This is a genomic window from Salinispora cortesiana, assembly GCF_000484695.1.
Lineage (GTDB): Bacteria > Actinomycetota > Actinomycetes > Mycobacteriales > Micromonosporaceae > Micromonospora > Micromonospora cortesiana.
Window position 1 is genome coordinate 45398 of record NZ_AXVR01000027.1, and the last position, 16393, is coordinate 61790.

The following is a 16393-nucleotide window of genomic DNA, read 5'->3' on the forward strand; positions in this document are numbered from 1 at the left end:
CACCGGGCGGCCACCGCCGGCGTTGGGCCGCCACCACCAGTACCGGGCCGCCCTCAGGAGTCCAGCGCCCCGACCACGTCGCCGACGACCACGACCGCCGGGGGACGGAGGCCCGCCGCAGCCACGTCGGCCGCCACCACGCCGAGCGTGGAACGGATCGTGCGCTGGGCGCCGGTCGTACCCTCCTGTACGACCACAGCCGGGGTCTGGGCCGGACGACCGTGGGCGACCAACGTCGCGGAGATCGCCGCCAGATTCTTCAGTCCCATCAGAATCACCAACGTGCCACGCAGCCCGGCGAGGTGCTCCCACCGCACCATGGAGGCGGACGAGTCCGGCGGAACGTGCCCGGAGACCACGGTGAACTCATGCGCGACCGCCCGATGGGTCACCGGGACACCGGCGCCGGCCGCCGCGGCGACGGCGCTGGTGACCCCGGGTACCACCGTCACCGGCACGCCCGCCGCGGCGCAGGCCAGCAACTCCTCGCCACCGCGACCGAAGACGTACGGGTCGCCCCCCTTGAGCCGGACCACGGCCTTGCCGGCCAGGGCCCGGTCCACCAGGATCCGGTTGATCTCCTCCTGGGCACGGGCCGGGCCGTAGGGAATCTTGGTGGCGTCCACCAGCTCGACCTCGGGACCCAACTCGTCCAGGAGCAGCCCGGGCACGAGCCGGTCGGTGACCACCACCTCCGCCTCGGTGAGCAGCCGCCGCCCCTTGACAGTGATCAGCTCCGGGTCACCCGGTCCCGCGCCGACCAGGGCGACCTGCCCGCCGCGGCGGTTCGGACGCACCGGCCCCAGGGCACCGACAGCATCGGCCGGCGGCGGGGCCAGCCGACTCGGCCCGGCGGCGAGCAGCTCCCGGACCGCGTCCCGGACAGCCATCGCCCGGCGGGGGTCACCACCGCCGAGAACCGCCACCGTCACCGGGCCCTGCCGGGTCACCGCCGGCGTCCACGCGGTGGCGGCGGCGCGATCATCGGCCCGGACACAGAAGATCCGCCGCTCATCGGCCACCGCGCTGATCGCGGCGGCGGCGCTCGGGTCGTCTACCGCGACCTGCACCAGCCAGGCGTCGTCGAGGTCGTCCGCGGCGAACCGCCGCCGCTGCCAGCGCAGCCGCCCGGCGTCGGCGTGGGCGCGCAACGCCGGGGTCAGCTCCGGCGCGACCAGGAGGACGTCCGCGCCCGCGTCGAGCAACGCCGGCACCCGGCGGGTGGCCACGGCTCCCCCACCGACCAGGACCACCCGCCGGCCGGCCAGCCGCAGACCGAGCGGGTACGGATTGCCGCTCATGCCGCCGCTTTCCCAGGTTGGACGGTTGGTGGCCTCACTTCTGTGCCACCCCCGCCGAGTCGAAGGTGGCGACCTCGTGCAGCACCCGGACGGCGCCCGCGACCACCGGTAGGGCCAGCAGCGCCCCGGTGCCCTCGCCGAGGCGCAGCCCAAGGTCGACCAGGGGGGTCAGCCCCAGTCGGCGCAGTGCCACCGTGGCTCCCGGCTCGACCGAACGGTGGCCGGCCACCATCGCACCGGTGGCAGCCGGGGCGAAGGCCGCGGCGGCCAGCGCGGCCGAGTCGGCGATGACGCCGTCGAGTAGCACCGGCACCCGTCGGGCGGCGGCGCCCAGGATCAGCCCGACGAGGGCCGCGTGTTCCAGGCCACCGACCGCGGCCAGCACGCCCAGCGGGTCCCTCGGATCCGGCTCATGCCGGCGCAGCGCCGCCCGGACCACCTCGATCTTGCGCTGGTGCGTCGGATCGTCCACTCCGGTGCCCCGACCGGTCACCGTGGCGGGGTCAGCCTCGGCGAAGACTGCGATCAGCGCGGCGGCCGGCGTGGTGTTGCCGATGCCCATATCCCCGGTGAGCAGGATGGCGGCTCCGGCATCGATGAGTTCACCGGCGACCTGAATGCCCGTCTCCACCGCGGCCCGGGCCTCAACCCGGGTGAGAGCGGCGGTGACGGCCAGATCCCGGGTACCGCGCCGGACGTTCGCCTCGACCAGCCGGGGTCCGGCGCCGCCGGCCGGGTCCGATCCGGGCGGTGCGGCCGCGATGGGCGTCGGCGGCGTGGCGACCCCGACGTCCACGACGGTGACCCCGGCGCCGGCCTGCCGGGCGAAGGCGTTGACCACCGCCCCACCGGCGAGGAAGTTGCCGATCATCTGCCCGGTGACCTCCTGCGGCCAGGGCGTCACACCCTGGGCGTGCACACCGTGGTCTCCGGCGAAGATGGCCACCGCGGCCGGCTCGGGCAGCGGCGGCGGGCAGGTACCGGCCAGGCCGGCGAGACGAATGGAGAGGTCTTCCAACACCCCGAGGGAGCCCGCGGGTTTGGTCAGCCGGCTCTGCAGGTCCGCGGCGGCCGCCATCGCCTGCTCGTCGAGCGGCCCGATCGCCGCCCTCGTCGTCTCCAGCATCATCCCTCCAGAATCTCTGCCAGCACGGTGGTAAACGCGTCGGTCGTCGCCGGATCGCGGACCGCGATCCGCAGCCAGTCCGGACCCAGCCCGGGAAAGGTGTCGCCGCGGCGTACCGCCCAGCCTCGCTCCCGCAGGGCGCGGCGTACCGCATGGGCGCCCGGACGGTGGACGAGGACGAAGGCGCTCGCCGGCCGGCCGACGACGCGTACCCCCGGTAGGGCCGCCAGGCGGGCGAGGAGGTGGTCACGGTCGGCGGCGAGCTCGGCCGCGATCTGGCGTTCAGCTCGCACCGCTTCGGGGCCGGCGCAGGCTGTTGCGGCAGCGAGGGCCGGGGTGGAGACCGGCCAGAGCGGCTGCACGGCGGCCAGGCGGTCCAGCAGCTCCGCTGCACCGAGCAGGTAGCCGACGCGCAGCCCGGCCAGCCCCCACGTCTTAGTGAGGCTCCGCACAACCAGCAGGCCGGGCAGATCGGACCGGGCAGCCAGCGACTCCGGCTCGCCGGCGACGCCGGGCGCGAGGGTGGTGTCGGCGAACGCCTCGTCCACGACGAGAACCCGGCCGGGCCGGGCGAGCGCAGCCACGTCAACGGCCGGGTGTAACACCGAGGTCGGGTTCATGGGGTTACCGATCAGGACCAGGTCGGCCTCCGCCGGGACCCGGGCGGGGTCGAGTCGGAACCCGTCGCCGGGGTCGAGCAGCACCCGCTCGACCCGGTGCCCGGCTGCGCGCAGGGCCGCCTCCGGCTCGGTGAACTGCGGGTGCACCACCACCGGGCGGCGGATCCCGCGCAGCGCCTGGGCGATCAGCACGAAGGCCTCGGCCGCACCAGCGGTGAGCAGCACCTGCTCCGGTGGTCGGCCGTGCCGGGCGGCGACGGCGACCCGCGCCGCAGCGGAGTCCGGGTACCGGGCCAGGTCACCGAGGGCAGCGGTGATCGGGTCGGCCAGCCAGTCCGGCATCGGAGCCTGGCGCACGTTCACCGCGAGGTCGATCAGCCCGGGTACGGCCTCGACATCTCCATGGTGAGCGAGGTCGAACTCCGGTGCCGCCGAGGCGTCCGGTGGGTTGTCCACCGGAGCATCCGGCAGGTTGTCCGGCGGCGCGGCCCCTCCCCCGCTCCACTGCGTAAGCATGACCGCGATCCTGCCGGGAAGGGGGCGCGTGGCACAGCGCATCGCGACGTGGGCCGCGTCACGGGCGACGGGTTAATGAATATTTCTCTAGTACGAATCGGAAATGTCATAACTTGGCCCTGTGAGCAACCGTCCCCTTGCTGCCGCCGGTCGTCTCGTCCCACTTCTCCGCGCCGGGCTCATCGCCGGCATCGTCATCGCCGCCCTGGCCTACCCGATCGCCGCCGCAGCCGGCCTCGGCACCAAGGTCACGGCGCACGCGATGGAACACAAAACCAAGATCCTCAAAACGGCCCTGCCGGCCGAGACCTCGTACCTGTACGCGCCGGACGGCAAGACCGTCCTGACGATGTTCTACGAGGAGTACCGGCAGTACACAAAGCTCACCGACATGTCGCCGAACATCCAGCAGGCCATCGTCGCCGCCGAGGACGCCCGCTTCTACCAGCACAGCGGCGTAGATCCCAAGGGCATCGCCCGTGCCTTCGTGGCCAACGCCCGCTCCAACGGCATCTCCCAGGGCGCCTCCACCCTCACCATGCAGTACGTCCGGATGGCCCTACGGGACAGCGCCACGACCCCGAAGGAGGTGCAGGAGGCGACCCAGCAGACCAGCCTGCGCAAGATCCGGGAGATGCGGCTGGCCATGGACCTGGAGAAGGAGCTGACCAAGGAGCAAATCCTGGAGCGGTACCTCAACTCCGCGTACTTCGGGCACCGCGCCTACGGCATCTACGCCGCCAGCGAGATCTACTTCTCCAAGACCCCGAAGGACCTCTCCGTGATCGAGGCCGCCACCCTCGCCGGACTGGTCAAGTCGCCATCCCGGTTCGACCCGGCCAGCTCCGACCAGAAGGAGGCGACCGCCCGCCGCAACTACATCCTGGACCGGATGACCGCACTCGGCTACCTCTCGCCGAACGCCGCCACCAGCGCCAAGTCCGAACCGATCGAGCTGACCCTGAGCTACCCGTCCAACGACTGCGCGTCGGTGCCGCAGGAGTGGAACAGCTGGGGATTCATCTGCGACTACGTGAAGAACTGGTGGAGCGCACAGCCCGCGTTCGGCGAAAACCGCCTGGAGCGGATGGACAAGCTGCGCCGGGGCGGGTACCGGATCGTGCTCAGTGTGGACCCGAAGATCCAGGAGGCGGCCGAGGAGAACGTCGGCACGAAGGGAAACACCGGCAGTCCCTTCGCCAACGGCATCGTGCTCACCGAGCCCGGTACCGGGCGACTCAAGGCGATGGCGGTGAACCGGACCTACTCCCTGAACCTGGACCAAAACCCACTCAGCGGAAACCCGGAGGCCGGCCCGAAGGTCAAGGCCAACTACCCGAACACGGTTACCCCCCTGCTCGGCGGCGGAGACCTCCCCGGCTACCAGGCGGGATCGACCTTCAAGATGTTTCCGATGCTCGCCGCCCTCGACGCGGGGATGACCCTGAACACCACCTTCAACGCGCCGCACCGGTACCGGTCGGAGGTCTACAACGGCTGGGCCCCGTCGAACGCGAGCGGCGCCATGTCCGGCATGCAGACCATGTGGTCCGGCTTCGGCAAATCGGTCAACACATACTTCGTCTGGCTTGAGGAGCAGGTCGGGGCAGAACGGGCGGTACGCCTCGCCGAACAGCTGGGACTGCGCTGGCGCACCGATGTGGACCGGCACCACGCCGCGCCGGCGAACGCGAATACCTGGGGCGCCTTCACCCTGGGGGTCTCCGACGCCACCCCGCTGGAGATGGCGAACGCCTACGGCGCCGTCGCCGCCGAGGGCCGATACTGCGAGGCGATCCCGGTGCAGGCGATCTACAACCGGGATGGCACCCCGGCGATCTACCGGACGGCCGGCGGAATCGAGCGGGAGGTCGCCAAGCCCCGCTGTCGTCAGGTGGTCAGCGCCGACGCCGCCCGGGCCGCCACCGACGCCGCCCGGTGCCCCACCGGCGACACCCCAGCTCGGGGCGGCTGCGGCGGCTGGTCAACGGCGGACAGCGTCCGCGGCACCGTGGGCCGCCCGGTAGCCGGCAAGACCGGTACCACCGACAGCACCCGGTCGGCCTGGTTTGTCGGGTTCACTCCCGAACTGGCCGCGGCCAGCTTCATCTCCGACCCGGACAACCCCTTCAACGCCGTCGGTGACGGTCAGTCGCAGATTCCCATCCAGGCGGTCGCGAACACCCTGCGCGACGCGCTTGAGGACAAACCGACCCGCGACTTCACACCCCCCTCGGACGCGATCGTCGGTTGACCAGGCAGGGGGCAGCAACCACCGGTGATCGCACCGATCAACCCCGCCACGCCTACGGGTAACCTCATGGCCGTGTACCGGTTCCTGCTGACGCCACGCTGGCTGGGCGCGCTCGCGCTGACCCTGGTCGCGGCGGTGATCATGGTCTTGCTCGCCGACTGGCAACTGGCTCGCTACCACGACCGCACCGCGATCAACGAACGGATCGACGCCGGCCAGCGGATGGACCCGGTGCCGCTACCCGAGGCGGTAGCCGCCCCCACCGGGGACACCGGCACCGTCGGGCCCGCCCCCACCACCGAACGGACCTGGACGAAGGTCAACGTCACCGGGCGGTACGACACCGCGAACGTGATCCTGGTCCGGGGGCGATCGGTGGACCGTACGGTCGGCTTCGAGGTGCTGACCCCGCTGATGCTGACCGACGGCACTGCCGTGCTGGTCAACCGGGGCTGGATCCCGCCCGCACCGGGCGGGGACGCCACCGTCCAGCCGACCGTGCCCGCGGCCCCCGCCGGCACGGTGACCGTGACCGGCCGGATCCGCGCCGGCGAGGGCGGTTCACTCCCGGTCACCCGCCGCGACGGCAAACTGGAGACCCGCCGCGTCAGCCTGCCCAAGCTGGCCGGGGAGCTGCCGTACCCGATCTACGGCGGATACGTGCTGCTCGATCAGCAGACCCCAACCGCCGACCCGACCTTCAAGGCGGTACCGGTCGGCTACACGAACAACTGGCAGAACTACGGGTACGTCGTCCAGTGGTGGATCTTCGCCGGGATGACGCTGCTGGGCTTCGGCTACTTCGCCCGGCGGGAGGCCCAGCGACGGGCCGGGGTGGTACGTGAACGTCCCCTGGACCGGACGGCCGAAGCAGCCTCCACCTGATCATTGCGCGCGGCGTCCGCGCCGCCACACCGGCACCACTGGCGGGCGGCGCGGCTGGGCGTCAGACCGAGACGGGCTCCTCGATGCGCATGCCCCGGGCGCGCACCCCGTCAGCGACCCGGGCGAGCGTCGAATCGAGTGCGACCAGCGCGGCAGAGAGCTGACCGAGCCGCTCCTTGAGTGACTCATCGGACCACGCGGAGACGTCAACGTCCCCCAAAGCACTGACGGCGGCCTCCAGGCGGGCCATCACCTCGTTCGTACTCATGTACGAAGGCTATACCAACCGGGTGACCGACACGCCGGAAACGCCCAGCCAGACCAGGACGTTATGGTTCCGACACTCGGAACAGCTGGGACGCGCCCGCAGGGCTATCCACCCGCCGCCGGCGCGTCCACCCGCAGAGCCACTCCGGGGCGCGGAGCTCCGTCCCCGCAGGAGTGTTGAGCCCCTGTGGGGGCTCAACACTGCGCTGGGCTCAACCCTGCTGGGGCTCAGTCCGACCAGCGGTGGCGACGTTACGCAGCAACAGCGCCTCGGCCAGGCACACCCGGGCGAACTCCCCCAGGTGCAGGCTCTCGTTCGGGCCGTGCGCCCGAGCGTACGGATCTTCCACACCGGTCACCAGGATCGCGGCCCGCGGGAACATCTCCTGGAACGTGGCGATGAACGGGATCGAACCGCCGACCCCGATGTCCACCGGGTCGGTGCCGTCCCAGGCGGCACGGAACGCGGAGCGAGCCGCGTCGAACATCGGGCCGGAGGCGTCGATGCGGCACGGATCGCCGTCGTGCTCCAGGGTGACCGACACCTGCGCACCCCACGGAGCGTGCTTGCTCAGGTGCGCACGAAGCGCCGCGTACGCTCGCTTGGGGTCATCAGCCGGCGCCAGCCGCAGACTCAGCTTGGCCTTCGCGGCCGGGACCAGGGCGTTCGGCGCCTCCCCGGTGGCTGGCGCGTCGATGCCGAGTACCGCCAGGGCCGGCTTGGTCCAGAGCCGGTCAGTGATCCGATCGGTGCCGATGAGCTGCACGCCCTCCGCCAGCCCTGCCTCGGCGCGGAAGCGGTCCTCCGGATAGTCCACCGCCGCACCGCCGCGGCTGACCAGCCCGTCCACGGCCACGTTCCCGGCCTCGTCGTGCAGGGTGGCGAGCAGCCGCGACAGCGCGGTCAGCCCATCCGGTACCGGGCCGCCGTACATTCCGCTGTGCACGGCGTGATCCAGCGTGCGGACCTCGACGAAGCAGTTCACGACCCCGCGCAGCGAGGTGGTCAGCGCCGGCACGCCGATGTCCCAGTTGGTGGAGTCGGCGATCACGATGACATCCGAGGTGAGCTCGTCCCGGTTCTCGGCGAGCAGCCCGGCCAGCGAGTCGGAGCCGTACTCCTCCTCCCCCTCGATGAACAGCACGACACCCACCGGCAGCGAGTCACCGAACGCCCGCAGCGCCGCGATGTGCGCCATGATGCCCGCCTTGTCGTCGGCGGCGCCGCGGCCGTAGAGGCGGCCGTCCCGCTCCACCGGCTCAAACGGGTCCGACTCCCACAGCGACCGGTCACCGACCGGCTGCACGTCGTGGTGGGCGTAGAGCAGCACGGTCGGGGCGCCGGGCGGCGCCGCCTTCGTCCCGATCACGGCCGGCTGCCCACCGGAGCGGGCCAGCCGTACCTCAAGGCCGCAGTCCCGCATCAACTCCGCGACCGCGGTCGCGGAACGCTCCACGTGGGTGTGGTCGAAGCCGTCGAACGCGATACTCGGGATCCGGACGAGACGCTCGAGGTCCGCCCGGACGCCGGGCAGCTCCCGCTCGAGCGCGGCCCGCAGATCAGACTCGGACATGATCGGTGTTGTCATGACCGGCATCGTATGCCGGCCTTACCGACCGGCCTCGCCGCAGGTAGTACCGGGCCCGGTCGTGCGGCAGCACCGGCGCGCCGTCAACCACCAGGTCCGCCCGGTTGCAGGTCCCGTCGGCGGCGAAGTGGGCCCGCTCGCCCGCGTGCCAGCGGCGCAGCTCCGGCAGGATCCCCGGGCCGTCCCGGGTCACCGCCCGGGTGAGCCGCAGCTGCGCCGGGGCGGTGACGAAGATGGCGAGGCTCAACTCCGGCGCCACCGCGGCACGCGCCGCGCTCACCCCCTCCAGCAGCAGGACCGGCGATGCCGGCACCGGCACCGGGCGGGGCAGGAACGACCGCCGGACCCAGCTGAACCGCCGGTACTCCCCAGCCCGTCCCGCCCGCGCCGGTGCCAGCACCCACTCCTCCAGCCGGGGCCAGAAGGTGAGCTGGTCGGCCCAGCCGTCGAGTAGGTCGTCGGTGTGTATCACCACCGGGCGGGCCCGGCCGGGCCCGGCGGCGAGCGCAGCGGCGAGCCGCGCCGTGAACCAGCTCTTACCCGCGCCGCTCGGTCCGTCCACGGCCACCAGCCGGGTCTTCCCCAACCGTGCCGGCGCCGCACACACCCGCTCCGCCAGCCGGGCGTAGGACTCCATCACCGCTACCGCCACGGCCTGACCGTATCCGGCGGCGGAGCCGCGCCACCTCGGTCCGTCGCCCGTTCGGGCGGTCGTAGCGCTGACCGACGCCGTTCGACCGCGCGTCGCCGGGCGCGGGCGGCATGATCGGCTGGTGTCCCACAGCGTGATGAGTCCAGGCGTTGATGCCCTGTTGGAGCAGGCCCGCGCCGGGGTGCGCCGGCTGACCCCGCACCAGGCCGTCGAGGCGATCCGCGTCGGGGCGTTGCTGATCGACACCCGCACCGAACGGCAGCGGGTGGAGCAGGGTGAACTGCCCGGTGCGATCGTCATCGAGCGGGCGGTGCTGGAGTGGCGGCTGGACCCGGCCAGTACCTGGCGGATCCCGGAGGCCACCCGGTACGACCGGGAGGTCGTGGTGGTGTGCCGGGAGGGCTACAGCTCCAGCCTGGCCGTGGCGGGCCTACGCGCGCTGGGCCTACGTCGCGCCACCGACGTCATCGGAGGGGTGCAGGCCTGGCGGGAGGCGGGACTCCCGCTCTCCGAGCGCCCCGCCGACGTCCGTCACTGACTCCGGGACTGCTCCCCGTCCGGCAGCCGGATCCCCGTCCGGCAACCGAATCCCCGTCAGGCAACCGGACCCCGTCCGGCGGCCGGGTCCCCGTCGGGTGCACCCGGCGGGATGAACGGCAGGCCCGACGGCGGTCCGGTCTCGATCAGCCGCCACAGTGCGGCGGTGTCCAGGTGCTCCTCGACCAGATCCCCAAGCAGGTCCAGGGAACGTTCGCGGGCGCCGGCGAAGGAGGTGTCCGGGGCCGCCCGGAACCCGGGTCGGCCCGCCTGCCGGGCCACCTCGGTCAAGAAGCGGCGACGGAACCCGTCCGACTCGAACGCGCCATGCCAGTGGGTGCCGTATACCGCCCCGGCGACCGCGCCCTCACCGGTGCTGTCGGCGTACGCGAAGAGCGGGGCGAGGTCGGGATCGGCGGCCGAGACGTACCCGTGGTGGATCTCGTAGCCGCGGACCGGGACGCCATCCCACCCGGTGCCGGCCGACTGCCGGACCGTCTTGACCGGGTCGAAGGTGACCTCGACCGGCAGCAGCCCCAGGCCGGGTACGCTGCCCTGCCCGCTCTCCACCGGATCGTGAATGCCGCGGCCGAGCATCTGGAAGCCGCCGCAGATGCCGAGCAGGGGCCGCCCGGCGGCGGCGTGGGCGAGCACGGCATCCGCGAGGCCGGTCTGGCGCAGCCAGGCCAGGTCCGCCACCGTCGCCTTGGAACCGGGCAACACGACCAGGTCGGCGGCGGCGAGCTCGGCGGGCTCGACGGTGAGGCGCACCCGCACCCCCGGCTCGGTGGCGAGCGCCTCAACATCGGTGGCGTTACTGATCCGGGGCAGCCGGACCACGGCCACGTCCAGCCAGTCGCTGCCACGGGGCGCGGCCGGACGGCCGAGTACCCGCCCGTACGCCAGCGAGTCCTCCGCGTCGAGCCAGAGGTCAAGCGACCAGGGCAACACCCCGTAGGTGGGCCTTCCGGTGACCTGGCGCAGCATGTCCAGGCCCGGCGCCAGCAGGCCCGAGTCGCCGCGGAACTTGTTGATGACGAATCCGGCGACCAACGCCTGGTCGGCCGGCTCCAGCAGGGCCACCGTGCCGAACATGGAGGCGAACACCCCACCACGATCGATGTCCCCGACCACGATCGCGGGCAGGTCGGCGTGCCGCGCCAGCCCCATGTTGACGTAGTCCCCGGCCCGTAGGTTGATCTCCGCCGGGCTACCCGCTCCCTCGCAGATCACCACGTCGTAGGCCGCTCGCAGCTGCGCCAGGGCTGCGTAGGCGGTCTCGGCGAGACGGGGACGAAGCTGCCGGAACGTACCGGTGGTGAGGGTGTCGACCGCCTCGCCGAGCAGCACCACCTGGCTGCTCCGGTCGCTGCCCGGCTTGAGCAGTACCGGGTTGAACCGCAGCTGGGGGGCCAGGCCACAGGCCGCTGCCTGCATCGCCTGCGCCCGGCCGATCTCACCGCCGCGCCCGTCCGGGCCAACCACGACCGCCGAGTTGTTGGACATGTTCTGCGCCTTGAACGGCGCCACCCGTACGCCCTGCCGGTGCAGCCAACGGCAGATCCCGGCGGTGAGGACGCTCTTGCCGGCGTCCGAGGTGGTCCCGGTGACCAGCAGCCCGCCGCTCACCGCCGCCTCCCGCGTACGGCCCGCAGGCCGCCGTTCATCGCCCGTCGGCCCACGGCGGAGAGCAGACGGCCCACGGTCAACGGGTATGCCGTCGCGAGCCCGAGCGTGGCGAGCCCGACGGCGGCGGAGATCCGGGCCACCCGAGGAAGGTGGCTCCCGTCGGGACGCGGTCCGTCGCCGAGGAATGGACGCACCTCGACCCGGCCGGCGTAGATGTTGCGCCCGCCGAGCCGGACACCGAGCGCCCCGGCGACGGCCGCCTCGCACTGCCCGGCGTTGGGGCTGGGGTGGTCGTTCCGGTCCCGGCGCCAGACTCGCCAGGCCCGTTCCCGGTCCCCTTGGGCCAGCGGCGCCACGGCGACCGTCAGCAGGCCGGTCAGCCGGGACGGAACGAGGTTGAGCCGGTCATCGAGGCGGGCCGCGGGAGTGCCGAAGCGCGCGTACCGGGAGGAGCGGTGGCCAACCATCGCGTCGAGTGTGTTCGCCGCCCGGTAGCCCAGCAGCCCGGGCAGGCCGGCGACCGCGCCCCAGAACAGTGGAGCGACGACGGCGTCGGAGGTGTTCTCGGCGACCGACTCGACGGCGGCGCGAGCCAGCTCCGGCTCGTCCAGCGTTGACGGGTCCCGCCCGCAGAGGTGTCCCAGGCGTTGCCGAGCCGACGGCAGGTCACCGTCGCCCAGCGCCGCACCGAGCACCGCCGCCTCACGGCGCAAGGTGCGTCCACCGAGCACGGCCCAGGTGCCGGCCGCCACGGCCGCTCCCCGCGCAAGGGGACGCCCTCGGGTGGCGACCGTCACTGCGGCACCGAGCGCCACCGGCACTCCCACCGCCAGCGCGGTGTAGACCGCGCCAGCCGCCCGGTCCGGCCGGTAGATCCGCCGCTCCAGGGCGCTCGCGGCACGGCCGAACCCGGCCACCGGGTGCCATCGGCGAGGGTCGCCGACCAGCGCGTCCACCACGTACCCCGCGACGAGCCCCGCTACCGTCGCCTGCCGCACCGGCCATCACCTCCGGCCGGTCAGCGTAGCCGAGCCCCACGTCCGGCTGGCCCGGCCGTCTCGCTCCGATCCGGCGGCGGCGGACGGAGCCGGGCGGCGACCCGAACGAGGACGGTGCCGGATGGATGACAGCCCGATGGACGCGCGGGGTGACGGCCTACGCCAGCCGGCACCCCGCCCCGTCGCGCCCTTCCCCACCAGACCTTCGCCGGCCAGCGCCAACCACCCGCCCGAGACTGGTCGGCGTCAGACGGACACCCGCCCACGGCCCCGCCGGGCTCGGCTACCACTCGGTACCCGCTCGGCGATCTGGCCGGCCGGCTCGGCTTGACTGGCTTCGTCGGTCTCCTCCGCTGGCGGGTGGGGGCTCCCGGCCGAGGCTGACCCGCCGGTCTGACCAGAACCAGCGTCGCCCCGGTCCGCGTCAGCGATCGGGGCATCCAGGAGATCCACGTCGGCACCGACGACGGACGGAGGGTCGTGCAGCGCGGTCAGCTCGACCTCCTCGTCGGCTGGCTGGTCGACTTGCCGGTCGGCGGGGGTAGCCGATGCCGACTCGGTCTGCGCACCGGGCATCCGCAGCTCGGCTGTGGGCTCCAGCGTGGGATCCGCTGTGGGATCCGCCGTTGCGCCGGTCGTTGCCACCGGTCGGCTACGCAGAAACCGACCCCGGCCACGGGACAGGTCGTGCCCGACCGTGACGGCCTCCAGTTCGTAGTGGGTTCGGTGGCTGCCGGCATCGTCGGTCCAGTCCCGGGTGTGGAGCCGCCCCGAGACGATCACCGGGTCGCCGACCATCACCGAGGTCACGACCCCTTCGGCGAGCCGACGCCAGCAGTTGACCCGTAGGCGGAGACTGTTGCCGTCGACCCAGCGACCGCTCTCGCGGTCGAGGCGACGCGCGGTGGAGGCCACCTTGAAGTTGGCCACCAGGGTCTGGCTCTGGTTGGTGCGCCGCCACTCGGGCGCGGTCACGGCGGTGCCGATCACCGTGACGTGGGTGTCGAACATCGTTCCTCCCGGGTCAGGTTGTCATCGCGAGTTGCTCGACCTGAGCCTGGCCGGCCCCGCCGGGCGCTGCCATCTCGCTGGGGTGAGCTGTGGACAACGGAGCAGGGTGTGGACAACAACCTGTTCAAAGACCCGGTGTGCTAGGGGCCTCTGGCCCTGGGACAGCAGCGGAGCAAGCAGCAGAATTGACCACGTTCCGGAACATAGAAAACGGGTACACCTGGATCAGCAGCTAGCAACCGGACGAAAGGGTCAGTGATCATGATGACGATCACCACCGGCATCGGCCAGGCGCAGTCATGAGCGGGGTCACGAACCCGGCCACCGTCAACGAGTGCCTCCGGGTGGGAGCCGGCTTCGCGCAGGGCGATCGGGCCTGGATCGCCGACCACTTCGGCATGCTCGATGCCCGGCTCGCCAGCTTCCACGCCGACGCCACCGAGCTGGAGGTGTCGGTCAAGAACCGGGAGACGAAGGGTCAGAAGGTCACCCTGGAGTGCTGGATCGCCGGCCGGCAGAAGATCGTCACCACCTCGGCGGAGGAGGACCTGCAGGCGGCGCTCAACGACGTCCGGGACGACCTGCGCCGCCGCCTCAACGACGCGAAGACCCGACAGGAGCCCCGGCACAACAAGCACCTGCGCGACACCGGCCCGCCAGCCAAGGCAGCGCAGGACGCCGACGACTGAAGTTCGCACCACCACCACCAGCTCGGAGGTACCCAGCCCTCCTCCAGCACGACGACTGGAGGAGGGCTACCGTCCGGTAGCTGGCCGGCGTACCGTCTCAGTCGTGGAACCGGACGTGCTTGGGCCGCCCTACGAGCGGCACACAATCGACCTGGGCACCGATGACGAGGGCCCGGTGGTGGCGACCCTGGTGCGCCGCCGCGCCGAGCGGCCCACCAACCGTGCGGTGCTCTACGTGCACGGATTTGTCGACTACTTCTTCCAGACCCACGTCGCCGACCACTTCGCCGCCCAGGGCTGGGACTTCTACGCCCTGGACCTGCGCAAGTACGGTCGCAGCCTGCTCCCGCACCAGACGGCGAACTTCTGCCTGGACCTCGGTGACTACTTCGCGGAGCTGGACGCCGCCGTAAAGATCATTAGATCGGACGACGGGCACGACACCCTGCTCGGCATGGGCCACTCCACCGGCGGCCTGATCGTCTCGCTCTGGGCACACGCCCGGCGGGACGCCGGCGTTGTTGACGGGCTCTTCCTCAACAGCCCCTTCTTCGACCTGAACCTCCCCTGGGTGCTGCGGCGCCCCGCAGCGGCGGCCGTCGCCCGTCTGGCCCACCGGTCACCCAAACGCGCCATCGCCAACGGCCTCGGCACCGTCTACGGCGAGAGCCTGCACGTCAACCACCGCGGCGAATGGAACTACGACCTCGCCTGGAAGCCACTCGGCGGCTTCCCGATCCGGGCGGGCTGGCTGGCCGCGATCCGGCGGGGCCAGCAACAGCTCCGCACCGGGCTGAACATCCCGGCACCGATGCTCGTGGCCGCCTCGGCGCGCAGTTTCAAGGGGCTGAAGTGGCGGGAGGCGGCCGCCAGCGCCGACTCGGTGCTGGATGTGGAACACATGGCACGCTGGGCGCCCCGGCTCGGCCGGCACGTCACCCTGCTCCGGGTCGACGGCGGGCTACACGACCTCACGCTCTCCGCGCCCGCCGTACGCGAAACGGTCCTGACGGAGGTCGGACGATGGGCCGACGGATTCCTCGGCGCCAGGGCGGTCGACAGCGGCGGCCCAACTGCGCAGGCGGCACCACCGACGCCCCACCAGGCCGCCGAGGCGAGGTCGACGGCGCCGCAGGCCTAATTGCCGCCGGACGCGGTCACCACCACCCGCTCCCCGCCGACCGAGCCCCGCGGCGGTACCCTTCTCGGGCAACATTCCGTGGCACGCGCCCGTAGCTCAGCGGATAGAGCAGGGGACTTCTAATCCCAAGGCCGCAGGTTCGAATCCTGCCGGGCGCACAGGACCTTCTTTAATCTGACCGGCTCAAGAGGTAACTGGACCAGATCCGGGAATGATCAGCCCACCGCCCCGCGTGATGCCGACGGTCAGCGGCGGGTGCGGTGGGTCACCGTGCGTTTCACCGTGCCGTCCGGGTTGAAGGTCGTCCACTCACCGACCTTCTTGTCGCTGCCATAGTCACCCCGGTCGATCATTTCGCCGGCGGCGTTCCACCTCGTCCACGTGCCATGCTTGCGTCCGTGGTCGAATCCGCCCCGCTGCATGATTCCGCCAGACGAGCGATACCACACCCACTCGCCGCGCACGGTCCCGTTGTCGAAGCCGCCCTCCGCACGCAACCTGCCGTCGGTGAAGAAGTGCCGCCAGGTGCCCTGCCGCTCGCCCTCGACATACTCGCCAACCATTACACCGCCGTGTGGGTCCGGATCGGTCCAGAGACCGGTCTTGCGGCCCTGTGCGTCCTTCTCGTCCAAAGTCGGTGGGGTACTCACGCGCTTTCCCCTTCTCGCTCAGCGGCACCACTGGATGATCGAGCGCAGTGGTGCGGTGTCGAGCTGATGGACCTTGGTGCGGCCGACCCGCTCGGACCAAACCCGCCTGCCTCCTCTAGATGCTGAGAGATCGCCTTTCGGGTCGAGATGGCACCGTGCTCGAAAGCAAGCGGCTAGGGATCTCGAACAGACTCACTGGACGTTTGCTTCATCTTCGGGCCGGTAATGGCCGATTCGCGCCTCGACCTCGGTAGCGCGAAATACCCGACCCGACCTAGAAAGAAAACATATCGGTGGACATAGGCCTACCCGGTTTCAGCGCATATCACCCCGGGATCGTGTCTGGTTCACTTTCATCCCGCACTGACGGACATGACGTCCGCCAGGTCGAGGCCCCAACACCGTACGCCTGCTTCATGACCGAACGGCGCCCCTACCCGTCCGACCTGTCCGACGCCCGCTGGGCCCTCATCGCACCCCGCCTCACCGCCTGGCGGCAAGCCCGCACCGACGCCGGCGTCAGCGGAC

15 protein-coding genes, 1 tRNA gene and 1 pseudogene are annotated in these 16393 nt (G+C 71.8%); 7 read left to right on the top strand and 10 right to left on the bottom strand.

Annotated elements, in window-relative coordinates; genetic code table 11:
* Positions 1-53: 53 nt before the first annotated feature.
* The 3 genes from cobA to cobC are packed head-to-tail and all read right to left on the bottom strand — an operon-like array spanning position 54 to position 3563.
* A complete protein-coding gene (gene cobA, locus K228_RS0113800) occupies positions 54-1301 on the bottom strand; it encodes a uroporphyrinogen-III C-methyltransferase (RefSeq protein WP_025618967.1) in 1248 nt (415 codons plus the stop codon).
* A gap of 34 nt (positions 1302-1335) precedes the next feature.
* Positions 1336-2427, bottom strand: a complete 1092-nt coding sequence (gene cobT / locus K228_RS0113805; protein WP_025618968.1) for a nicotinate-nucleotide--dimethylbenzimidazole phosphoribosyltransferase — start codon at positions 2425-2427, stop codon at positions 1336-1338.
* A complete protein-coding gene (gene cobC, locus K228_RS0113810; protein WP_025618969.1) occupies positions 2427-3563 on the bottom strand; it encodes an Rv2231c family histidinol phosphate aminotransferase CobC in 1137 nt (378 codons plus the stop codon). Before cobC ends, cobT begins: the two co-directional genes overlap by 1 nt.
* Positions 3564-3684: 121 nt before the next feature.
* On the opposite strand from cobC, the gene K228_RS0113815 reads away from it, so the two are divergent.
* Both K228_RS0113815 and K228_RS0113820 read left to right on the top strand, forming a co-directional pair.
* Complete coding sequence (locus K228_RS0113815; protein ID WP_025618970.1) at positions 3685-5817, top strand: transglycosylase domain-containing protein; 2133 nt, start codon at positions 3685-3687, stop codon at positions 5815-5817.
* A gap of 66 nt (positions 5818-5883) precedes the next feature.
* Positions 5884-6702 (top strand): SURF1 family cytochrome oxidase biogenesis protein, encoded by an 819-nt coding sequence (locus K228_RS0113820; protein WP_025618971.1) that lies wholly within the window; start codon positions 5884-5886, stop codon positions 6700-6702.
* A 61-nt stretch (positions 6703-6763) separates the two neighbouring features.
* Here the strand turns inward: K228_RS0113820 and K228_RS0113825 are convergent, their stop codons facing one another.
* From K228_RS0113825 to K228_RS0113835, 3 genes are all read right to left on the bottom strand, one after another.
* Positions 6764-6970: a hypothetical protein gene (locus K228_RS0113825; protein WP_025618972.1), complete on the bottom strand. Its 207-nt coding sequence runs from the start codon at positions 6968-6970 to the stop codon at positions 6764-6766.
* A gap of 211 nt (positions 6971-7181) precedes the next feature.
* Positions 7182-8543 (bottom strand): dipeptidase, encoded by a 1362-nt coding sequence (locus K228_RS0113830; RefSeq protein WP_033776890.1) that lies wholly within the window; start codon positions 8541-8543, stop codon positions 7182-7184.
* Entirely contained in the window at positions 8530-9210 is a 681-nt protein-coding gene (locus K228_RS0113835) for a uridine kinase family protein (RefSeq protein ID WP_025618974.1), read from the bottom strand. Before K228_RS0113835 ends, K228_RS0113830 begins: the two co-directional genes overlap by 14 nt.
* Before the next feature lie 136 nt (positions 9211-9346).
* Here K228_RS0113835 and K228_RS0113840 point away from each other — a divergent pair, with 136 nt between their 5' ends.
* Positions 9347-9748: a rhodanese-like domain-containing protein gene (locus tag K228_RS0113840; RefSeq protein WP_029723569.1), complete on the top strand. Its 402-nt coding sequence runs from the start codon at positions 9347-9349 to the stop codon at positions 9746-9748.
* A 56-nt stretch (positions 9749-9804) separates the two neighbouring features.
* Here K228_RS0113840 and K228_RS0113845 read toward each other — a convergent pair whose 3' ends face one another.
* The 3 genes from K228_RS0113845 to K228_RS0113855 all read right to left on the bottom strand — a co-directional run bounded on the left by K228_RS0113845 (position 9805) and on the right by K228_RS0113855 (position 13385).
* Positions 9805-11376 (bottom strand): cobyric acid synthase, encoded by a 1572-nt coding sequence (locus tag K228_RS0113845; RefSeq protein ID WP_025618976.1) that lies wholly within the window; start codon positions 11374-11376, stop codon positions 9805-9807.
* Positions 11373-12374, bottom strand: a complete 1002-nt coding sequence (locus K228_RS0113850; RefSeq protein ID WP_025618977.1) for a cobalamin biosynthesis protein — start codon at positions 12372-12374, stop codon at positions 11373-11375. Before K228_RS0113850 ends, K228_RS0113845 begins: the two co-directional genes overlap by 4 nt.
* Positions 12375-12620: 246 nt before the next feature.
* On the bottom strand, positions 12621-13385 hold the full coding sequence (locus tag K228_RS0113855) for a single-stranded DNA-binding protein (RefSeq protein WP_025618978.1): 765 nt from the start codon (positions 13383-13385) through the stop codon (positions 12621-12623).
* A 299-nt stretch (positions 13386-13684) separates the two neighbouring features.
* On the opposite strand from K228_RS0113855, the gene K228_RS0113860 reads away from it, so the two are divergent.
* The 3 genes from K228_RS0113860 to K228_RS0113870 all read left to right on the top strand — a co-directional run bounded on the left by K228_RS0113860 (position 13685) and on the right by K228_RS0113870 (position 15373).
* Positions 13685-14074: an HPF/RaiA family ribosome-associated protein gene (locus K228_RS0113860; RefSeq protein WP_025618979.1), complete on the top strand. Its 390-nt coding sequence runs from the start codon at positions 13685-13687 to the stop codon at positions 14072-14074.
* Between the two features lie 103 nt (positions 14075-14177).
* Positions 14178-15215: an alpha/beta hydrolase gene (locus K228_RS0113865; RefSeq protein WP_025618980.1), complete on the top strand. Its 1038-nt coding sequence runs from the start codon at positions 14178-14180 to the stop codon at positions 15213-15215.
* A gap of 85 nt (positions 15216-15300) precedes the next feature.
* Positions 15301-15373: transfer RNA gene (locus tag K228_RS0113870), tRNA-Arg, on the top strand.
* A gap of 87 nt (positions 15374-15460) precedes the next feature.
* Here the strand turns inward: K228_RS0113870 and K228_RS0113875 are convergent.
* The gene (locus K228_RS0113875; RefSeq protein ID WP_025618981.1) at positions 15461-15865 is read right to left on the bottom strand and encodes a toxin-antitoxin system YwqK family antitoxin; all 405 of its coding nucleotides are present in this window, start codon (positions 15863-15865) and stop codon (positions 15461-15463) included.
* Between the two features lie 416 nt (positions 15866-16281).
* Between K228_RS0113875 and K228_RS30395 the strand changes: the two are divergent.
* A pseudogene (locus K228_RS30395) lies at positions 16282-16393 on the top strand (IS5 family transposase); the annotation flags it as partial.